At 63.9% G+C, this 19,145-nt stretch carries 18 protein-coding genes; 7 read left to right on the top strand and 11 right to left on the bottom strand.

Annotated elements, in window-relative coordinates:
• On the top strand, positions 1–912 hold a 912-nt coding region (locus tag CO671_RS26570), incomplete at its 5' end, for a transposase (protein WP_097608429.1).
• A gap of 241 nt (positions 913–1,153) precedes the next feature.
• On the opposite strand, the gene CO671_RS26565 is transcribed toward CO671_RS26570, so the two are convergent.
• The 5 genes from CO671_RS26565 to CO671_RS26545 all read right to left on the bottom strand — a co-directional run bounded on the left by CO671_RS26565 (position 1,154) and on the right by CO671_RS26545 (position 7,713).
• A complete protein-coding gene (locus tag CO671_RS26565) occupies positions 1,154–3,286 on the bottom strand; it encodes a beta-galactosidase (protein WP_097608428.1) in 2,133 nt (710 codons plus the stop codon).
• Between the two features lie 14 nt (positions 3,287–3,300).
• Positions 3,301–4,446, bottom strand: a complete 1,146-nt coding sequence (ugpC, locus tag CO671_RS26560; RefSeq protein WP_097608427.1) for a sn-glycerol-3-phosphate ABC transporter ATP-binding protein UgpC — start codon at positions 4,444–4,446, stop codon at positions 3,301–3,303.
• A 37-nt stretch (positions 4,447–4,483) separates the two neighbouring features.
• A complete protein-coding gene (locus CO671_RS26555) occupies positions 4,484–5,335 on the bottom strand; it encodes a carbohydrate ABC transporter permease (RefSeq protein WP_097608426.1) in 852 nt (283 codons plus the stop codon).
• The gene (locus tag CO671_RS26550) at positions 5,335–6,219 is read right to left on the bottom strand and encodes a sugar ABC transporter permease (protein ID WP_097608425.1); all 885 of its coding nucleotides are present in this window, start codon (positions 6,217–6,219) and stop codon (positions 5,335–5,337) included. The genes CO671_RS26555 and CO671_RS26550 overlap by 1 nt, the downstream gene beginning before the upstream one ends.
• A gap of 207 nt (positions 6,220–6,426) precedes the next feature.
• On the bottom strand, positions 6,427–7,713 hold the full coding sequence (locus CO671_RS26545; RefSeq protein ID WP_097608424.1) for an ABC transporter substrate-binding protein: 1,287 nt from the start codon (positions 7,711–7,713) through the stop codon (positions 6,427–6,429).
• Between the two features lie 202 nt (positions 7,714–7,915).
• Between CO671_RS26545 and CO671_RS26540 the strand changes: the two genes are divergently transcribed.
• Positions 7,916–9,124, top strand: a complete 1,209-nt coding sequence (locus CO671_RS26540; RefSeq protein WP_097608423.1) for an ROK family protein — start codon at positions 7,916–7,918, stop codon at positions 9,122–9,124.
• Positions 9,125–9,300: 176 nt separating this feature from the next.
• Here the strand turns inward: CO671_RS26540 and CO671_RS26535 are convergent, their stop codons facing one another.
• Positions 9,301–9,756, bottom strand: coding sequence for a DUF4168 domain-containing protein (locus CO671_RS26535; protein ID WP_097608422.1), 456 nt, complete (start codon positions 9,754–9,756; stop codon positions 9,301–9,303).
• Positions 9,757–9,939: 183 nt separating this feature from the next.
• Positions 9,940–10,803, bottom strand: a complete 864-nt coding sequence (locus CO671_RS26530) for a DMT family transporter (RefSeq protein ID WP_097608421.1) — start codon at positions 10,801–10,803, stop codon at positions 9,940–9,942.
• A 181-nt stretch (positions 10,804–10,984) separates the two neighbouring features.
• Between CO671_RS26530 and CO671_RS26525 the strand changes: the two genes are divergently transcribed.
• The gene (locus CO671_RS26525) at positions 10,985–12,409 is read left to right on the top strand and encodes a PLP-dependent aminotransferase family protein (protein WP_097608420.1); all 1,425 of its coding nucleotides are present in this window, start codon (positions 10,985–10,987) and stop codon (positions 12,407–12,409) included.
• Between the two features lie 391 nt (positions 12,410–12,800).
• Here the strand turns inward: CO671_RS26525 and CO671_RS26520 are convergent, their stop codons facing one another.
• Positions 12,801–13,202, bottom strand: coding sequence for a response regulator (locus CO671_RS26520; RefSeq protein ID WP_064682565.1), 402 nt, complete (start codon positions 13,200–13,202; stop codon positions 12,801–12,803).
• Positions 13,203–13,212: 10 nt separating this feature from the next.
• Positions 13,213–14,952, bottom strand: coding sequence for an ATP-binding protein (locus CO671_RS26515; RefSeq protein WP_097608419.1), 1,740 nt, complete (start codon positions 14,950–14,952; stop codon positions 13,213–13,215).
• Positions 14,953–15,075: 123 nt separating this feature from the next.
• Between CO671_RS26515 and CO671_RS26510 the strand changes: the two genes are divergently transcribed.
• Together CO671_RS26510 and CO671_RS26505 are read left to right on the top strand one after the other, a co-directional pair.
• Complete coding sequence (locus tag CO671_RS26510) at positions 15,076–15,609, top strand: GNAT family N-acetyltransferase (RefSeq protein WP_097608418.1); 534 nt, start codon at positions 15,076–15,078, stop codon at positions 15,607–15,609.
• Positions 15,606–15,899, top strand: a complete 294-nt coding sequence (locus CO671_RS26505) for a hypothetical protein (RefSeq protein WP_097608417.1) — start codon at positions 15,606–15,608, stop codon at positions 15,897–15,899. The genes CO671_RS26510 and CO671_RS26505 overlap by 4 nt, the downstream gene beginning before the upstream one ends.
• A 45-nt stretch (positions 15,900–15,944) precedes the next feature.
• Here the strand turns inward: CO671_RS26505 and CO671_RS26500 are convergent, their stop codons facing one another.
• On the bottom strand, positions 15,945–16,577 hold the full coding sequence (locus tag CO671_RS26500; protein WP_097608416.1) for a PQQ-binding-like beta-propeller repeat protein: 633 nt from the start codon (positions 16,575–16,577) through the stop codon (positions 15,945–15,947).
• A gap of 28 nt (positions 16,578–16,605) precedes the next feature.
• Positions 16,606–17,826, bottom strand: a complete 1,221-nt coding sequence (locus CO671_RS26495; RefSeq protein ID WP_097608415.1) for a helix-turn-helix domain-containing protein — start codon at positions 17,824–17,826, stop codon at positions 16,606–16,608.
• Between the two features lie 117 nt (positions 17,827–17,943).
• Between CO671_RS26495 and CO671_RS26490 the strand changes: the two genes are divergently transcribed.
• The gene (locus CO671_RS26490) at positions 17,944–18,741 is read left to right on the top strand and encodes a DUF899 family protein (protein WP_097608414.1); all 798 of its coding nucleotides are present in this window, start codon (positions 17,944–17,946) and stop codon (positions 18,739–18,741) included.
• Positions 18,742–18,746: 5 nt separating this feature from the next.
• Positions 18,747–19,109, top strand: a complete 363-nt coding sequence (locus CO671_RS26485) for a hypothetical protein (RefSeq protein ID WP_097608413.1) — start codon at positions 18,747–18,749, stop codon at positions 19,107–19,109.
• Positions 19,110–19,145: the final 36 nt, after the last annotated feature.

Here is a 19,145-nt window from a genome sequence, read left to right as displayed (position 1 = left end):
GTGAGTAAAGAGTGGCTGGATGTTCATCTGCATCCGCTGGGCGAAAGCCGGCGGTTTAGCAATGACAAGGCCGGCATCGGCCAGCTGAAACGGCTGCTGGCCAGGTATCGGCCCGAACGCATTGTGATGGAGACAACCGGCAAGTTCCATCGCCCCGTCCATCGCTCGCTATGGTGCGACGGCTTTGCCGTCGCCGTGATCGATCCGCTGCGCGCACGCATGTTTGCCCGCGCCTGCGGCTATCTCGCCAAGACCGACCGGCTCGACGCCCGTTTCCTGGCGCTCTTGGCCGAGAGCCTGCGCCCGCCGGCTGCCGCGCCGCCAAGTCCTCACATCGAAGCCTTGCAGGAGCTGGTCAATGCACGATCGGCAGCCAAAGACGACCTTACCGCCCTGCAAAATCGCAGCAAGACCGCCACCACTGCGGTTCTGCGCGGCGAACTCAGCCGCCGCGTGCGCAGGCTGGAACAACATATCGACCGTCTCGACAAAGAGATCGAGCGATATGTCGGCAAGGATCCGCAGCTCTGCCGCAAGGCCGAGATCCTCACCTCCATTCCCGGCATCGGCCGCATCACGGCCCTGGCCTTGATGGCCGGCATGGACGAGTTGGGCAGTTGTTCGGGCAAGCAGGCCGCCATGCTGGCAGGCCTGGCCCCAATCGCCAACGACAGCGGTGCGCGAACCGGACGGCGTTCCATCCGCGCCGGCAGGCCCGCACCCCGGCGCGCCCTCTACATGGCCGCCTTGTCGGCATTTCGCTACAATCCCGCGCTCGCGCGTTTCGCAGAAACCCTCAAAGCCGCAGGAAAACCAGCCAAGGTCGTCCTTGTCGCCATCATGCGCAAACTGCTCGTGCTGGCAAACTGTCTTCTCTCTCAGGATCGACTCTGGACCCCAAATCCACCTTGACAACCAACACAGATTCTCATCCGACCCTGCGGGCCACCTTCTCCCCGCTGGGGAGAAGGGGGAGCAAGGCGCGCCGACATTACCCAACGAACCCGCCTGCTCAAAGGCACTCCGTGCAATAGGGTCGATGGCGAAGCGGCATTCTCCCTCTCTTCCCCCAGCGGGGAGAAGGTGGCCCGCAGGGTCGGATGAGGGGGTCACACGGCACATCTTAGACTATCACCGTCCTATGCGCCGCCCCTCACCCCTCCAATTCCACAATCGCACAGCCATAACCGCCAAGCTCGAGCGTGCCCCTCACCGGTTTCTCTCTATCCAGCAGATCCCGCCCGGCCGGCACGCCGCCGATCGATGCGGGCTGGTCGGTATAATTCTGCACGAAGAGCAACTGCCGCTCGTCGTTCATCCGCATCGTCACCTCGACGCCTTCGGGCAGGCCGCCCACCAGCGACTCGATGCCGGCTTGCGGGAAGAGACGTTCGGTCAGCGCGTCGGTCAGCTCCGGCGTCAGGTAGGTGCCGAGATAGACCACCTGGCCCTTGCCGACCTTGCGGGCGGTCGCCATCGGCTGGCCCTCGGCGTAGCGGTTGGACCAGGCGGCGATGATCTCGACGTCGGGCTCGATGGTGAGGTTTTCGTAGAAATGGCCGGCGGGCAGTTCGCGGTTGCCGATCTTGAAGCGGCGCTGGCGGCGGTGGGATTCGGCCGGTTTGTTCGGCGGGATGACGAGGCCGCCGGAGCGTTCCATCACGTCGAACAGGCCATTGGCGCCGGGGGCGGCCAGGCGGCCGAAATCCTCGACGCGTACGCCGGTGAGCTTGGAAAGTGCGGTGCCCGGCGCGGTTTCGCGGATGACGTGGTTGTCTTGCGTGCGGGTGCCGGTGCGCGCGCCGATGACGACGGTGCCGCCGGAGGCCGCGAAGGCTTCGAGCCTCGCCGTCCACTCGTCCTTCCACATCACCCAGTGGGGGACGTAGAAGAGCTTCAGCCTGGAGAGATCGTCCTCGGGATGGATGAAGCCGCAGGCGATGCCGCGGTCGTAGCAATATTGGTGCATGAGGATCGCATCGTCCTGCGGGCTCGGCAGGCCGATCGGATAGGTCTTGTGGGCTTCCTGATTGTCGAAATCGGAGCCGGCGATGCCGACATCCATGCGCACATAGGTGCCGAGGATCTTGGGTTGCAGCGCGATCATCTCGGCGGCGAAGCGCCTGGCCTCCTCATAGCGGTGGCGGCCGATATCGTCATGGTCGATGATGCCCATCCAGTAGATTTCGGCGCCGAAATGGGCCGGCCGCCAGCGGAAGAACATCAGGCCGTCGGCCCCGTGTGCGACCGAGGAAAGCGCCATGCGGCGCAGCTCCCCCGGCTCCGGCGTCAGCGTGCAGAAGCCCGGCTGGCTGCCGAAGCCCGATTGCTGCTCGGGCACGATGTAATTGCCGGAGAAGCCGCGGCAGATATCGAGATGCAGCGCCTGCACCTTGGCGTGGTTGCCGAGCCGCATGAACTCGTCATAGAGCATCGGATAGATGTCGTAGCCGACGAAATCGAGATCCTTGCTGAACTGGCCGCGGAAATCGATATCTCGCAAGCCGCCGAGATTGTGGAAGACGAACCAGGAGGGTTTGACCGCGCGCAGGATCTCCACCTGATCGTGCTGGAAGCGCGCCGTCGAAAAGGCGAGGAAGCGGTGGTAATCCTGCAGGTGGCCGGGGCTCGGGAAGGTCGGGCCGAATTCGATCGGCAGCACCACCTGGTCGAAGCTGTCATAGGCCGTCGCCCAGAAATCGCCGCCCCAGGCCTGGTTGAGCCTGGCGATCTCGCCGTATTGATCGGCAAGAAACAGCTGGAACTCGCTGAGTGTCGCCTTGGAGAAGCTCTCCGGCATGCTGGTGTTGAGCTCATTGTCGGTCTGCCAGCCGACGACGAAAGGGTTGTCGCGGTAGTGCTCGGCCATCGCCTTGGTGATGCGCTTGCTGTGCTCGCGGAAGACCGGGCTTGCGGTGTCGCAATGCTGGCGCGAGCCGTGACTCATCGGCCGGCCCTTGCCGTCGACCCTTAAAATTTCAGGGTGGGCCGCGGTCAGCCAGCGCGGCGGCGTCGCCGTCGGCGTGCACATGATCGTATCGATGCCGTGGCGGCCGAGCATTGATATGGCGCGGTCGAAGAGATCGAAATCATAGGTGCCGAGCTTCGGCTCGAGAATATGCCAGGCGAATTCGGCCATGCGCACGACGTTGAAGCCGGCTTTCGCCATGCGCTCGGCATCGCGCTCCCAATAGCTTTCGTCGACATGCTCGGGATAGTGCGGGGCGCCAACGAGAAAGCGATCGGTCTTGACGGTGTTCCATACGGAGAGGGTCTTGTCGGACACGGGGCTGGTCTTTCCTATTTGTCGAGAATGGTCTTGCGGGCGCTGATCGTGCGGCCGCCATCGGGAGAGAAGAGATAGAGTTCGCGCGCATCGAGCTTCAGCGCCACCTTCTGGCCGGCGGCGAAAGGCGCGACGTAGCTGAGCTGGGCGGTGATGTTGCCGGTGCCGCTTTCCGACGCGATGGTGCTGAGACTGCCGGCATCGACATAGAGAATGGTCTCGCGGCCGAGATGCTCGACGAGGCGCACCTCGCCATGCACAGCGCCGCTCTCGCTGCCCTCGGCCACCACCGAGATCGCCTCCGGGCGGACGCCGAGCGTCAGGCCGGCGCCTTTCGAAAGCGTCGCCGGCTGGGCGAGCTCCACCGTCAGCGGCGACAGGCCGGGCGCGGAAACGGTCACATTCAGGCCGGAGACGGCATCGACGGTGACGCCGAGGAAATTCATGCGCGGGGCGCCGAGGAAGCCGGCGACGAAGAGATTGTCGGGATTGCGGTAAAGCTCCAGCGGCGAGCCGACCTGCTCGATGATGCCCTGATTGAGCACGACGATGCGGCTTGCCATGGTCATCGCCTCCACCTGGTCGTGGGTGACGTAGACCATGGTGGCGCCGAGCTCGGCATGCAGGCTGCTGAGCTCTACCCGCATCTGGGTTCTGAGCGCCGCATCGAGGTTCGACAGCGGCTCGTCGAACAGGAAAACCTCGGGCGAGCGGGTGATCGCCCGGCCGATCGCCACGCGCTGACGCTGGCCGCCGGAAAGCTGCTTCGGCCGTTTGTCGAGCTGGTCGCTGATCCTCAGGATCTTGGCGGCGCGGGCGACCGCGGCATCGATCTCGGCCTTCGGCCGCTTGGCCATGCGCAGGCCAAAGCCCATGTTTTCGGCCACCGTCATATGCGGATAAAGCGCGTAGGACTGAAAGACCATGGCGATGCCGCGATCGCCGGGCTCCTGCCGTGTCACATCGCGGCCGTTGATGACGATCTGGCCCGAGGAAATCGTCTCCAGGCCGGCGATGGATTTGAGCAGCGTGGACTTGCCGCAGCCGGAGGGCCCGACCATGACGATGAACTCGCCTTGCGCGACCGTGAGATCGATGCCGCGCAGCGCATGATAGGCGCCGTAATTCTTGTTGATCTCTCGGAGTTCGAGACTGGTCATATCCTGGCCCTCTCTTGTTGAAACGGAAGACGCCGGCTCATCCCTTCACCGCGCCCATGGTGAGGCCAGCGATGAAGTGCCGCTGCATCAGGAAGAACATCACGACGGGCGGCACGGCGACGATGATCGTGCCTGCCGAAACCAGGTTCCAGGCCGAGACCCATTCGCCGCGCAGATTGGCAAGGCCGGCAGTGACCGGCTTGACGCTGTCGCTGACGGTCAGCACCACGGCCCAGAAATAATCGTTCCAGACGAAGGTGAAGATCAGGATGGCAAGCGCCGCAAGCGCCGGCCTGACCAGCGGGATCACCACATGGATGAGCGTCTGGAAGGGCGAGGCGCCTTCGGCGCGGGCCGCCTGGAACAGCTCGTCCGGCAGGGCCGCGATGAAATTGCGCATGAAGAGTGTCGCAAAACCGGTCTGGAAGGCGACGTGGAAGATGATCAGCGCCACGGTCGTATCGATCAGGTCGAGCCGCACCATCAGGTCGCGCACCGGGATCATCATGATCTGGTGCGGCAGGAAATTGCCGCCGACGAAGAGCGCGAAGATCAGCATGTTGCCGCGAAAGCGGTAGCGCGACAGCACGAAGCCCGCGAGCGTCGACAGCACCAGCACGCCGATCACCGAGGGGATGGTGATGATCAGGCTGTTCAGGAAATAGCGCGCCATCGGCGTGTCGGTGAAGACGGCCCGGTAATTGTCGATGAGGCCGATCTCGGTCGGCCAGCCCCAGAGATTGCCGCCCATCACATCAGCCGTCGAGCGGAAGGAAGTGAGGATGATGGCAAAGAGCGGGCAGAGCCAGAGGATGAGCACGAGGACGACGGCCGAGACATAGAGCCGGCGCTGCCAGATCGCGCTTTCGGGAATGGGACGAGGATACATCAGCCTCCCCTCTCTTCGCTGCGGATGATGTGGGTGAGATACCAGGCGATGAAGACGGCCATGATCACGAAGAGCACCGAGGCGATCGCCGCGCCGTAGCCGAAGCGGTAGGAGAAGATCGACTGCTCGTACATCTGGTAGGCAAGCACCGAGGAGGATCCGAACGGCCCGCCCGCCGTCATCACCGAGATCATGTCGAAGGAGCGAAGCGCGCCGACGACTGTGACGGCAATGGCGATGAAGGTGACCTGCGTCAGCTGCGGCAGCACGATGTGGCGCAGCATGTACCAGCCCCTGGCGCCATCGACGCGCCCTGCCCCGATCAGCTCTTCGCTGAGATTGTTGAGACCGGCGAGATAAAGCACCATGCAGAAGGTGATCTGCGGCCAGAGGGCGGCGATGACGATGGCGAAGGTGACGAAATGCTCGTCGGAAAGCACGGCCGGCGCCACCGCGCCGAAGGCTCGGAAGATCAGCGCCAGCAGCCCGAACTCCGGCGTATAGACCCAGGTGAAGACGACGCCGACGGTGACGGACGCAAGCACCAGCGGAATGAAGAACAGCGACTTCAGGAAGCGCATGCCTGCGATCTTCTGGTTGACCAAGAGCGCAATCGCGAGTCCGATCGGCGGCGCGGCCATGAACATCACGAGCCAGATCAGGTTGTTCTTCAGCGACACGTAGAATTGCGGATCGCTGTAAAGCTCGACGTAATTGCCGAGCCCGATCCAGACCATCGGCCCGAACCCGTCCCATTCGTGAAAGCTGATCCAGACGCTCCTGACCGCCGAGAGCAGGATGACGGTGAAGAACAGCGCGATACCAGGCGCGATAAGCAAAGTCGGGGTAAGCCACCAACGCTGGCGGCGCCATAATGTCTGCATCTTGAGAACCTTGTTTAAGGATAAGAGCGAGCGACCCTCGTGGGGCAGCCCCTCATCCGGCTGCCGCCACCTTCTCCCCGTAAACGGGGCGAAGGGGAAACGCCGCAACCTCTCCGTCCCTCGCCAACATCTCGCAGGGCACGTCCCCTCTCCCCGCAAGCGGGGAGAGGGTTAGGGTGAGGGGCAAACGCCAAACACGTTCCGGACCTAGATCTTATAAATCCGCTTCCGCGTCCCCTCGAGGCGCGTCAGGATCGCCTTGCGCCGGTCGGGCTTGGCCATGAACTCCTGGAAGCCGACGAGGCCGGCCTGGGCCATGTCGGGGTCGCTGTCGCGGTCGTAATATTGCGAGGTGCCCTGCACCGTCTTCATCGTCTCGACAGCGACGTTGACGAGCGGATCCTTGCTCGGCGGCAGGTCGTGGCGCGGCGGCACGTTGCCGCCCGGCTCCAGATAGGCCGCGAGGTTTTCCGGCCTGTAGAAATAGGCGAGGAAATCGCGCGCGCCCTGCTTATTCCTAGCCTTGGCGGGAATGTGGATCGAATTGACCGAGAACTCCTCGAAATGGCCGACCTTGGCGTCGAGCACCGGGAAGGTGGCGTAGGCGAGCTGCGGCAGGTCCGCTTCGGTGAAGGCGGAACGCAGGAAGGCGCCGAGGTTCATCATACCGGCCTTCTTCTGCGCCAGAAGGGCCGCGGCCTCCTGCCAGCCGAAGGAGGTGTGGTTCGGCGTGAAGAAGCCCTTTGATATCATCGCCTCCCACTGGTCGAAGACATCAGTCAGCGACGGATCGAGATAGCTCATCTCGCCGTTCATCAGCGCCATGTGCTTGTCGAGGCCGTTGATGCGCAGGTTCATCTGGTCGAACCAGCCGGCCGCCGGCCACAATTCCTTGGTGCCGATCGCGATCGGCGTGATGCCGGCCGCCTTGCACTTGTCGCCATAGGCCATGAAGTCGTCGGCCGTCTTCGGCACCGTCAGGCCATGCTGCTCGAACACATCCTTGCGGTAGAACATGCCCCAGAGCGTGCCGCCGGTGGGAAGGCCGTATTGCTTGCCGTCCTCGGTGACGGCGCCGGCCGTCGCCCCCAGCACGTCCTTGTATTTTTCCTTCTCGAACAGGTCGGAAATATCGTCGAACAGGCCGCGCTTGACGAAGGCGCGCATGCGGTTGCCCGAAAACCAGGAGCAGACATCCGGCGCGCCGGCAACGAGATAGTTGCGGATCGCCGTCTTGTGCGCCTCGTGATCCATATTGTTGATGACGACGTTGACGCCGGATTCCTTGGTGAAGCCCGCCGCGATCGCCTTCAGCGCGTCGAGTGCCGCACCGTTGTTCTCGGCCGAGATCATCGTGACCTCCTGCGCCTGCGCGATCGCCGGGATCGGAAAGCCGCCGGTGGCCGCACCGGTGACCGCGGCCGCGGAAACAGCGCCCGCCCCTTTCAGGAAGCTTCTGCGGGTGGTTTCGGGAAATTGCTTCGAAAATGCCATTGAATTCCTCCCAGTTGATCGATCGACACCGCCCGGCCCAAGCGGCCCCCTCCTTGGAACGCGCTCGATCAGGCATTCAACGCGCCGGTCGCCCTGCGATGCCCGGCGTACATTCGCCCCGGCTTCAGTTGATCGGCGGGCGAAGTTATGCATAGATTGAGCGAGCCCGCAATAATTAATTTACAAAATTAAGGAATGCATCGTGAAGCTGAAAGGCGACCAGACCACGGCGAGAGCCATGAACCGACGCCTCATCCTCAACCTTCTCAGACGCGAAGGGCCGAGGAGCCGCGCCGATATCGCCACCGTCATCGGCCTCTCCCCGGCCGCCGTCACCTTCGTCGTCGCCGATCTTCTGGAGGAAGGCATCGTCACCGAGGGCAAGGCGGTGCCCGGCCTCGCCGGCCGCCGGCCGATCCCCGTCGAGATCAATTACGAGCACTCGCTCGCCCTCGGCTTCAAGCTGATGGTGGATTCGGTGGAATGCGTGGCGACCGATCTCGCCACCAATCCCGTCGCCGCCATGCGCGTCGGCCTGGAGGGCCACGATCCTGACTATGTCGCGGATCTGCTGGCGAGCACCGTGCCCGAACTGGTCAAGCTCGCTGGCCGGCCGAAGGCAAAGCTCGCCGGCATCGGCATCTCCATGCCCGGCGTCATCAACCACGAGCAGACCGCCTGCGTGCGCAGCCACCGCTTCCAATGGGACAACGTGCCGCTCGCCTCGCTGGTGGCCGCCCGCGTCCATGTGCCGGTCTGGCTGGAGGACGATACCAACGCCTACGCCATCGCCCAGCAGCTCTTCGGCCTCGGCCGCCAGCACCGCAACATGGCGGTGCTCGCCGTCGGCGTCGGCATCAGCTGTGCGCTCGTCATCGACGGCAAGCTCTATCGCGGCGCCAACGGCGCGGCCGGCAAGTTCGGCCACACGCTGTTCGAGGAAGGCGGCCGCCTCTGCGAATGCGGCAAGCGCGGCTGTCTCATGGCCTATCACTCCGAACTGTCGATGCTGCGCCGCTGGCGCGAAACGACCGGCCGCGAGGACCTCGGCCTGCCGGAACTGCGCACCGCCCTCGCCTCAGGCGATGCCACCGCCCTCACCCTCGTCGGAGATTCCGGCCGCGGCATCGGCACCGCGCTCGCCAACCTCGTCAACATCACCGACCCCGAAGTCATCGTCGCCGGCGGCGAAGCCGTCTCCCTCGGCGAGGCCTTCCTCACGCCGCTGCGCGAAGCCCTCACCGCCCGCACCTTCCGCACCGCCCCGCCGCTTTTGCCCGACTGGGAAGACAATTCCTGGGCGCGGGGTGCGGCAGCGCTGGTGACGCAAAAGATCTTCGACTTCGAATCGTCAGGCGGGGTGACGGATGTGACGCTGGCGGGTGTCACAGGCTCGACGTCGGCGGCTTGACGTGCGGTAGAAGGCGGATTGTCTTATCGGACGGTGTGTGTGGCCCCCTCTGGCCTGCCCGGCATCTCCCCCACAAGGGGGAGATCGGCAAGTGGGATTTCGCGCCCACTCGCCGCATGGACTTTCAGCTTGCCCGCCCCTTCGTCCGACTTAGGGATGTTACAGGGCCGCGCTGCCTATTGCTGCTGTTGCGACTGCGCCGGCGGCGGTGTTCCGATCTTGTCCAGGACCTTCTTGGCGAGAGCCGGGTCGCTCTGCGCGGCCGTCAGGATCGAGGAATATTCCTCAACCGAGATGTCGTTGGAGGACTGGACGGTTTCGACCATCTCCTTCTTGGCCTCTTCCTGCAGTTTTTGCTTGGCGGCCTCGTCCTTCGTCGCGTCGATCTCGGCCGAATATTGCTGCCGGACCTTATCGACCTGCAGGTAGGCGACGGCAAAGGCCTCGAGTTTCTGATCGCTGACGGCCGCCGGCGCAGCCGTGCCGCCGCTCTGCCCCTGCATCGGCGCCTGGCCCTGCGCGGCCGGCTGCTGCCCTGCTTGGGCCATCTCGACAGCCGAAGCCGGGCTGAACGCCAGCAGGCTGAAGACTGCAGCGGTCATCATTGCGACAGGTGTGTAACGAGTGATCATATTCGTTCCTTTTCACGTGCGTGATTTGACGGCAGCAAGACCGCCTCGGTCGATCGCTCGGCCGCTGAAAAGGCCGGCGAGGTCGCGACGATGAAGCCTGAAAAGGGCAGGATGCGGCGGTAACAGGGCTATTTGCTGACGATTGCGCGGCGGCTTTGTGACCGGCGGAGGCCGGCGCAAGCCCTACCGTGCAAATCTCCTCGCCCCCGCCACGCACAGAATAACGGCGACCGTTACAGCCAGCATGCTCCATGTCACCGTCTCACGCAGCAGGGTGGCGGCGAGCGCCAGGCCGAAGAAGGGCTGGAGCAGCTGCAGCTGGCCGACGGCGGCGATGCCGCCCTGGGAGAGGCCGCGATACCAGAAGATGAAGCCGATCAGCATGGAGAACAGCGAGACATAGGCAAGGCCGACGAGCGCCGGCATTTCGATGCCGGCAAAACTCACTGGCCGGTATAGAAAGGCGACCGTGACCATCAGCGGCAGCGACAGCACCAGCGCCCAGGAAATCACCTGCCAGCCGCCCAGCGTGCGCGACAGCCTGCCGCCTTCGGCGTAACCGAGACCGCAGACCAGGACAGCCGCCAGCATCAGGACGTCGCCGACCGGCGATGCGGTGACCTCTTGCGCCAAGGCAAAGCCCGCCACCAGCGCACTGCCGAGAATGGAAAAGAGCCAGAAGGCCGGCTTTGGCCGCTCGCCGGCGCGGATGACGCCGAAGGTCGCGGTTGCCAGCGGCAGCAGGCCGATGAAGACGATGGAATGGGCCGAGGTGACATGCTGCAGTGCCAGCGCCGTCAGCAGCGGAAAGCCCACCACGACGCCGAGCGCGACGACGACCAGCGAGACGATATCACGCCCTGACGGCCGTTTCTCACGAAAGATGATCAGCAGGCAGAGCGCCAAGACCCCGGCGATCGCCGCGCGCGCGACGGTCAGGAACACGGGATCGAACTGCGCCACCGCGACGCGCGTCGCCGGCAGCGAGCCGCTGAAGATCACCACGCCGACCAAGCCGTTGATCCATCCTGCCGTCATGCGTTCCATTATGTACTCTTCCTTCCCGATCCATGCCGTCCAAGCGCCCTCAGGTTTGGACAGCATGTATGAAATCAACGACCTAAGGCGCACCACTTGAATCAAATTCGAAAGCCGCGCGCTTCAGCCTTTATCGACCAGGACGGATGGTCAGGATAGTGACAGTCTGATACGATTTCGACAAACTGTTATGGTTCGGAAAGCAGTACAGATGAACGAAGAACTGGCAGGACGCACACGCGTCGAGATGGTGATCGCAACGATCCGGCAGCGCATTGCCGGCCGCAGCCTGACGCCTGGCGCAAGGCTGCCCTCGGTCCGGGGATTGGCGGCGACGTTGAAGCTGTCGACCTCGACCGTGGTCGATGCCTATGAGCGCCTGGTCGCCGAAGGCGCGATCCTGGCGAGACCAGGCTCCGGCTTCTATGTCGCCAACCACGCAGCACCCTTTGCGCTGGCCGAGGCCGGGCCAAAACTCGACCGTGCCGTCGATCCCTTCTGGATATCACGGCAATCGCTGGAGGCCGGCGAGAGCGACTTGAAGCCCGGCTGCGGCTGGCTGCCGCCCTCCTGGCTGCCCGGCGAAGCCATGCGCCGCGGGCTGAGAACACTTGCCCGTGCCGACGGGGCGGCGCTTGCCGATTACGGTTCGCCGCTCGGCCTGCCGCCACTGCGCCAGCTGATTTCGCGGCGCATGGGCGAACGCGGCATCGAAGCTTCCCCCGACCAGATCATGCTGGCCGATTCCGGCACCCAGGCAATCGATCTGCTCTGCCGTTTCCTGCTGGAGCCCGGCGACACGGTGCTGGTCGACGACCCCTGCTACTTCAATTTCCACGCGCTGCTGCGCGCCCATCGGGCAAAGATCGTCGGCGTGCCCTATACGCCGTCCGGTCCCGATATCGAGCTGTTTGCCCAGGTTGTCGCCGAACACCGGCCGCGGCTCTACATCACCAACTCAGCCATCCACAATCCGACTGGCGCAACGCTTTCGCCGGTGACGGCCCACCGGCTGCTGAAACTCGCCGATCAGTTCGACCTCACCATCATCGAGGACGATATTTTCGCCGATTTCGAACATATGCCGGCGCCCCGCCTTGCCGCCTTCGACGGGCTCGAGCGGGTCATCCACATCGGCAGCTTTTCGAAGACGCTCTCCGCCTCGGCTCGTTGCGGCTTTATCGCTGCCAAACCCGAATGGGTCGACGGACTGACCGATCTCAAGATCGCCACCTCCTTCGGCGGCGGCCGGCTGACGGCGGAACTGGTGCTGAACGTCTTGAGCGACGGCAGCTACCGCAAACACATGGAGACGCTGAGACAGCGGCTTTCCCGGGCAATGGGCGAGGTCTCGGCCCGGCTGAAAGGCCTTGATATAACGCCCTGGCTGGAGCCGCCGGCCGGGATGTTCCTCTGGTGCCGGCTGCCCGACGGCATCGATGCGGCCGACGTGGCGCGGGCCGCGCTGGAAAGGAAGGTCGTGCTTGCCCCCGGCAATGCTTTCAGCCTGTCCCAGTCGGCGACGAATTTCATGCGGTTCAACGTGTCACAGATGCTGGATCGGCGGGTGTTCGAGGTGCTGGGGGAGGTATTGGGGAGGCAGATGAGGTCGTAGAGCACCCGCATCGTCCTTCGAGGCCCCTTGCGGGGCACCTCAGGATGAGGCTCTCTGGAAGGCCGCGTTTGCCTTCAAGACCGATGCGAGCACCTCAGGATAAGGCTCTCTTGAAGGCCGTGCACATTCTCCTGCGCCCGCGATTACAGCGCGGTACCCTCCGACACCCCTCATCCTGAGGCGCGTAGCCCGTGAGGGCGAAGCCTCGAAGGGCACGCTCAACGCCGCTTCTTGCATTCGTCGAACTTCAGAGCACCCGCCTCGTCCTTCGAGGCCCCTGCGGGGCACCTCAGGATGAGGCTCTCTTGAAGGCCGCGACTCCTGCAAGACCGCTGCGAAGCACTCAGGATGAGGCTCTCTTGGGCGCCATCACCCCGTTCAGCGCCACACCTCAAAACGACCGATTGACCGCCTTGTCGTTCTCCAGCCGCGTCACGCAGCCTTCGAGCTTGGCGAGCAGCAGATCAAAATCGAGCGGCTTCGTCAGGTAGTCCGCCGCTCCGGCGCGAAGGCCGGCGAGCGTGTTTTCCCGGTCGGTCAGCGCCGTCAGCAGGATGAAGGGGATGTTGGAGAGCTCGGGGTGGTTGATCTGGATTTCCGCCAGAAGCTGGTGCCCGTCCATGACGGGCATGGAAATATCGCTGATGACGATGTCCGGCCATTTCGACAGGATCATTTCCAGGCCTTCGGCGCCGTTCGAGGCCTCGAGCGTCTTGTAGCCGGCTTCGCTCAACTCTTCGACGAGGAGATTCCGGATCTCGACTTCGTCTTCTATGCACAGGACGGTAACCATGAGCTCTTCCTTAAGCTGCGACTTGTTGATCCGACAATAAAGACTCTATTGGCAGAGAAATGGTAAATGTTGTGCCCTTGCCAAGCTCGCTCGTCACCTCGACGCTGCCGCCATGCAGCTCGATAACCTGCTTGACGACATTCAGGCCGATGCCGGTTCCGGCAATGCCCGTGGCGCTGCGGGCCCGGTAATAGGGTTGAAACAGTTTCGGCAGGTCATCCGCATCCATGCCGATGCCGCTATCGGCGATGGCGATTTCCACCTTCTTTTCATCAACCCGGGCGCGAACATGAATGTCAGGCGCATTGGGCGAATATTTGACGGCATTGGAAATCAGGTTGGTGAAGACCTGTTCCATCGCGCTTCGATCGAAGGTCAATAGATCGGGCATCAGCTCGAGATCGAGATGGAAGATGTGCGAGCGGCTGAGCTCTCGCTGTCGGTCGCAGCAGGTGACGAGCAGGGCTTTCAGATCGCCTTCGCTCCGCTTCAATATGATCTGTCCGGTTTCGAGCCGGCCGCTGGCAAGGATGCTCTCCATCAGATCGACCATGCGCACCACCGCGCTTCGGATCACTCCGGCTTTTTCGTGAACATACTCGCCGCTGACATTGGTCGTCGAGCGGCAGAGCCGCTGGGCGGCGGCGTCGATGATTGCAAGCGGGGTTCGAAACTCGTGCGAGGCCATGGCGACGAACTGGCGCTGGAGCGCATTCACCTGGCGTTCGTGTACCAGCAGGCGGTCCAGCTCTTCCCTCTGTCTTTCGATTTCTGCGGTTCGATCCGCCACCATCTCTTCCAGGTGGTTGCGATGGTGGGTGAGCTCAGCCTGACTGTCCAGCAGGGTCAGCGAGGTGCGATGCAGTCCTCGTCCGAGCCAGAACACCGCGGCGATCAGCAGGGCTAGGCAGCCGAGCCCCGCCGGCGCGATCTGCTGAAGCAGCATGAAGCCCGGCCGGATCGGCTGCCAGACGAGATAGCCGATCGTGCCGCCGTCATGCGACGATACAGGCACCTGCGCCCGTGCATCACTCTTCGATGCGGTAAAATGCAATCCTTCGAGCCGCGCATAATGGGCGATACTTTCGACCGCCTTTCCGTCGAGAAACTTGACCGAGACGGCGATGAACTCCTGGCCGGCCTCGATTTGCATCCTTGTCGAGCTCGGCAGAATGGGGCGCGCGCTTATTATCGCCGGCCGGTTGCCGATCATGATCGTGCGGACCCTGGCGAGTTGGCCAAGCGGTTCGGCGCCCGGCTTTGTGCTCTCGAGGAGAGCAGCGCGCATCTCGCCCGCCAGCGCCGCCATCTCCTGGCCGTCGTCGCTGCCGAGGCGCGGCGGCATTGTGTCCGTTCCATCGCGGAAGGCAAACATCAGGCGATTGGTATCGTCGAAGATATAAGTTCTGTCGTGCCCGAAATATTGGCTCGTCCAGCGGCCGACATTGTCAAGCAGCCATTCATGGTTCCGCTGCTTGGCATAAAGGAAGGCGTCGTCCCATTTGGTGACGCTTTCCTGTTCCCGGGGAAGCGCATTGATCTGCTCTTCCAACCCTTGGGTGACGAAGTCGGCCTGCCGGCGCAAATAGAGATCATCGACCTTCACCGCGGCGAGCCACGCAAATCCGCACAGCAACACGGCCGCCGCGCAGGTGAGCGTCACCAGGACGAGCGTAATGTGCGATGTGAGCCGGACCTTCAATACCCGCAACCTTTTGATGGCGCCCCTTCCCTGGAAGTTGACACGCAAAAGTTGACGGACGATGAATTGCGCTCGTTACCAAGCTTCAGCCTGACCACGGAAGATTGCCCTTGCTTGCGCTCCGGCTCAGCCGCAGATTGGCACCTTCCGGCGCAATCCAAGGAGAAGAACATGGACGCAGGAGCGTCACCTGATATGTCGGGCATCAGAATCGAAGCGATCGCTGCCGCCCATATCGACAGCTTTCATCGCACGCTCGACATCGTCGCGCGGGAGAAAAAATACCTGTCGATGATCGAAGCAACGCCGCTGCCGCAGACACGTGAGTTCGTGATGGGCATGATTGCAAAAGGCAATCCGCAATTCGTTGCCGTCACGGGTGAAGAGGTCGTCGGCTGGTGTGATATCAGCCGGCATTTCTTCCCCTCGAACGCCCACCGCGGACGCCTCGGAATGGGAATCCTTCCCGCCTATCGCGGCCAGGGTCTGGGACGAAGGCTGATGGAGACGACATTAAGAGCCGCACAGAAGACCGGTTTCGCCAGAGTCGAACTCGATGTTTACGAAGACAACAGCCGGGCGATCGCTCTTTACGAAAAATTGGGCTTCGTGCGCGAGGGCATAATCCGGCGCGCTGCACGCATCGACGGCCGGTTCATCAACGCGATCGGCATGGCGCTTTTGTTTGAAGAGTACAAGCCATGAACGACATGTCGAGAATGGAATTCGAACAGGCTGCCGGAGAGGAATTCGGCGACGCCATCTGCCCGCCCGTGCCGTTCGAGGATGCCTCCGCGCACGAGTGCTATGAGGTGATCCTCGATATTCTCGGCGATCGGGTGACGCCGGAGATGCTCTCCGCCATTTCGGATGATGAGATAACAGCATTGACGACGCGGTTCGGCACCTATTTCGAAGTCGATCCCCCGTCCGAGGAACAGGTGAGGTTAGCCATCCGGAGAATCCTGTACAGGTGGCCTGTCGGCTCGCTTTGATATCGCTCTCGCTTCCGTCGCAATTGCGCCGAGGTCAAGAGAACCTTATCCCGGCCGGCGCACCGCGCGGATTTTACCGCTGCCGCCTCCGCCGCAGAAGAAGCGGTCGGCGCCGTCGGATTCGAGGCCGGAGACGCCGGTGCCTTCCGGCATATCAAGCCGCTCCAGCACTTCCCCGGTTTCCGGATCGATGCGCCTGACGTCGCTGTCGTCGCCCTCCCAGGTGCCATGCCAGAGCTGGCCGTCGATCCAGGTGACGCCTGTCACGACGCGGTTGGACTCGATGGTGCGCAGGATCTTGCCGGTCTCTGGATCGATCTGGTGGATCCTGCGGCCGCGATGCTGGCCCACCCAGAGCGTGCCCTCGGCCCAGGCAAGGCCGGAATCGCCGCCATTGCCGGGTGCGGGGATGGTGGAAAGGATGCGGCCGGTCTTCGGATCGATCTTGTGGATGACATCCTCGGCGATCTGATAGAGGAATTCGCCGTCGAAAGCCGTTCCGGCATGAGAGGCGACCTCGATCGAGCGCACCACCTCGCCGCTTTCCGGATCGAGCGCGTTCAGCCTGTCGCCGGAGGCGAACCAGACATGCCGGCCGTCGAAGGTGACGCCATTGACGCGCTCGGCGCCGGAAAACGGCCCGTATTCACGCAGGATATTCGCAGCTGATTTTTTCATCGCTTCCTTCCCTCCAGTTCGGCTCATCCTAATCGCTCGGCAGCGGTCCGGGGAGTAACAAGATCGTCGGGAAACCCGGCAGCGGCGGGCTCATCCAGCGCCGTGCACGACCGCGCCCGAGCGACTGCACCTTGCCTTCGCCGGCAAGGGCATCCAGCGCACGCTGCACGGTGCGGGGGCTGGCCGCAAGCGCGATCGCCAGGGCCGAGCTCGACCACGCCTCGCCATCGGCCAGGAATGCGAGCACGGCGCCATGTTGACCTTCGACCAGCGGCGCCAGCACGGCGATATCGCCGGCGACGCGTGGCGAAAGCGCAAAACCGCGCTTCGTCGCCGAGACCTCCGCCAGTCCGGCAAGTGCTGCACGCAGCCGGCCAATCTCGACGCGCAACCGAGCGCGATGTGATTCATCGGCATGTTTGCCACGAAAGGCGCATGCGATGAGCGTACCCCTTGCCACATCCGCCGGCCAGGCTTCGGCGAGCGTACGGGCGAGCGCAAACAGCACCGGCCGCGTCGCCAGCGAAACGGCATTGCCCGCGCTCCACACCACATGACGGCAGGCATCGACGACGAGCGTGCGGGAGGAAAGCAGGGCTTCCACCTCCGCAAGCCGCAGCGGACGCTCCTGCCCGCGCGACACCAGCCGTGCCGCCGGGGTGGCGAGCACCAGCGCGGCAGCTTCGACCTCCCGCGTCAAAGCGGGGATATCGGCCGTGCGCGCGGCAAGCCTCGCCCGGTCGAAGGCAGATCGTGCCGCCTCGGTTCGCAGACGCCGGACGGCAATGCCTGATACCAGCAGCTCGTGGGCGGCCCGCAAAGCCGGCGGCAGCGGCGTCGGATCGAGCGCTGCGAGCGCGCGTTCGGCTTCGTCGAGGCGGCCGATCAGCACCAGCCTGCGGATGGCGACATTGCCCGCATGGGCGGCGTTGACCCTGTCGCCATGCGCTTCCAGCACCTTGCGCGCCGCGTCCAGCGCCTTGACCGGCCAGGTGAGATCGCGCGAGACAAGCGCGATCTCGGCCTCGGCGACCACGCAGCGCGCCCGCGCCACAGCCTCCCGCGGACCGAAGGCGCGCGCCGCATTCTTCAAGAGCGCCTTGGCGCGGACGAGATCGCCGAGCTGCGCCATGGCGATGCCACGCAATGCCAGCGCCGGCGCGTCGTCGCGCAGCGCCACCCGCTTCAGTGCGCCGAGTGCATCGCCCGATGCCAGCGCCAGCGCCGCGGCCGTGATCAGCGAGTCCATTCAAATCCCGTCACACTTGTCACTCCCGCCATTCCCCTGTCCGGCCGTAATCTACTCGGCACCGGCAGACAATCCGCGCCGGATGGTACGACGACAGACAGGCAAAGGAGAAGACCCATGACGGCACAGCTGAATGCAACACGCGAGCAGTGGCTGACAGCAAGGCTCGATCTGCTCGAGGAGGAGAAGGAACTGACCCGCCAAAGCGACGCGCTGGCCCTGAAGCGCCAGCAATTGCCCCGCGTCAGGATCGACAAGAAATATCGCTTCGACACCGAAAGCGGCGATGCCTCGCTGAAGGATCTCTTCGGCGGGCGCTCGCAACTTCTCGTCTACCACTTCATGTTCGGACCGGATTACAGCGCCGGCTGCCCCTCCTGTTCCTCGATCGCCGACGGCTTTAACGGCTTCTTCGTCCATCTCGAAAATCACGACGTCGCCTTCTGGGCCGTTTCGCGTGCGCCGCTTGCAAAGCTTCTGGCGTTCCGGCGGCGCATGGACTGGCGCTTCCCCTGGGCCTCCTCCGGCGGCAGCGATTTCAACAGCGATTTCGGCGTCTGGTTCAGCGACGAGCAGCAGCGGCTGGGCGGCGTGGAATATAATTACCGCCGCGAACCGCCCGCCCCCGAACCGATGCCCAGCCGGAACATTGAGGAATGGCAGCAAGGCGGCAGCGACGAGCCGATCATGCAAATCGCCGCCATGACCGGTACCGATGTGCCCACCTATGTCCGCGACCGGCCGGGCGTCAGCGCCTTCGAGCTCATCGACGGCGCCGTCTACCACAGCTATTCCAGCTATGCGCGCGGATTGGATGGCCTCTGGGGCGTGTACCAATGGCTCGACCGCGCCCCGAAGGGTCGCAACGAAACCGGCATCTGGTGGCGTCACCACGACCGCTACGGCAAGGAGTGACGGTGATGCTGCTCTCTGGCGACAGCTCGAAAAGCGGCAGCGAACACGCCGCCCAAGGCGGCGAAGCTGCCTTCAATACAGCCGAATGGCTGTCTGTATCGGCCGCCGCCGACGGAGCGGCCGGCAGACCGGGCGATTCCGCCCGGAGCTTGCCCGCCGCCGAATGGCTGTCGCTCGCTGCCGCGCCGACCTTCGCAATCATGGCACTGCTGACGGCCGCGACCGGCAGCCCCGACATGATCTGCATGACCGCGCCCGAGACCTTCCCGATCGGCGGAATGGTGCCGATGTATCTGCTGATGAGCGGCTTTCACCTGGCGCCCTGGCTGCGGCTCATGGCCGGCCGGCGAGGCATGGGACAGCAGTGATGAACAGCGTCGCGATATGGCGCGGCGGCTTGGAGG

The organism is Rhizobium sp. M10, from assembly GCF_002531955.1.
Taxonomy (GTDB): Bacteria; Pseudomonadota; Alphaproteobacteria; order Rhizobiales; family Rhizobiaceae; genus Rhizobium; species Rhizobium etli_C.
The sequence above is the reverse complement of the archived record's forward strand: the minus strand, read 5'-3'. Positions and strand labels throughout refer to the sequence as shown.

Bases quoted from the DNA above. Each gene is read 5' to 3' on its own strand.
- ugpC (WP_097608427.1), bottom strand. From the start codon at position 4,446: ATGACCAGTCTCGAACTCCGAGAGATCAACAAGAATTACGGCGCCTAT.
- CO671_RS26555 (WP_097608426.1), bottom strand. From the start codon at position 5,335: ATGTATCCTCGTCCCATTCCCGAAAGCGCGATCTGGCAGCGCCGGCTC.
- CO671_RS26550 (WP_097608425.1), bottom strand. From the start codon at position 6,219: ATGCAGACATTATGGCGCCGCCAGCGTTGGTGGCTTACCCCGACTTTG.
- CO671_RS26545 (WP_097608424.1), bottom strand. From the start codon at position 7,713: ATGGCATTTTCGAAGCAATTTCCCGAAACCACCCGCAGAAGCTTCCTG.
- CO671_RS26535 (WP_097608422.1), bottom strand. From the start codon at position 9,756: ATGATCACTCGTTACACACCTGTCGCAATGATGACCGCTGCAGTCTTC.
- CO671_RS26530 (WP_097608421.1), bottom strand. From the start codon at position 10,803: ATGGAACGCATGACGGCAGGATGGATCAACGGCTTGGTCGGCGTGGTG.
- CO671_RS26525 (WP_097608420.1), top strand. From the start codon at position 10,985: ATGGTTCGGAAAGCAGTACAGATGAACGAAGAACTGGCAGGACGCACA.
- CO671_RS26520 (WP_064682565.1), bottom strand. From the start codon at position 13,202: ATGGTTACCGTCCTGTGCATAGAAGACGAAGTCGAGATCCGGAATCTC.
- CO671_RS26510 (WP_097608418.1), top strand. From the start codon at position 15,076: ATGGACGCAGGAGCGTCACCTGATATGTCGGGCATCAGAATCGAAGCG.
- CO671_RS26505 (WP_097608417.1), top strand. From the start codon at position 15,606: ATGAACGACATGTCGAGAATGGAATTCGAACAGGCTGCCGGAGAGGAA.
- CO671_RS26500 (WP_097608416.1), bottom strand. From the start codon at position 16,577: ATGAAAAAATCAGCTGCGAATATCCTGCGTGAATACGGGCCGTTTTCC.
- CO671_RS26495 (WP_097608415.1), bottom strand. From the start codon at position 17,826: ATGGACTCGCTGATCACGGCCGCGGCGCTGGCGCTGGCATCGGGCGAT.
- CO671_RS26490 (WP_097608414.1), top strand. From the start codon at position 17,944: ATGACGGCACAGCTGAATGCAACACGCGAGCAGTGGCTGACAGCAAGG.
- CO671_RS26485 (WP_097608413.1), top strand. From the start codon at position 18,747: ATGCTGCTCTCTGGCGACAGCTCGAAAAGCGGCAGCGAACACGCCGCC.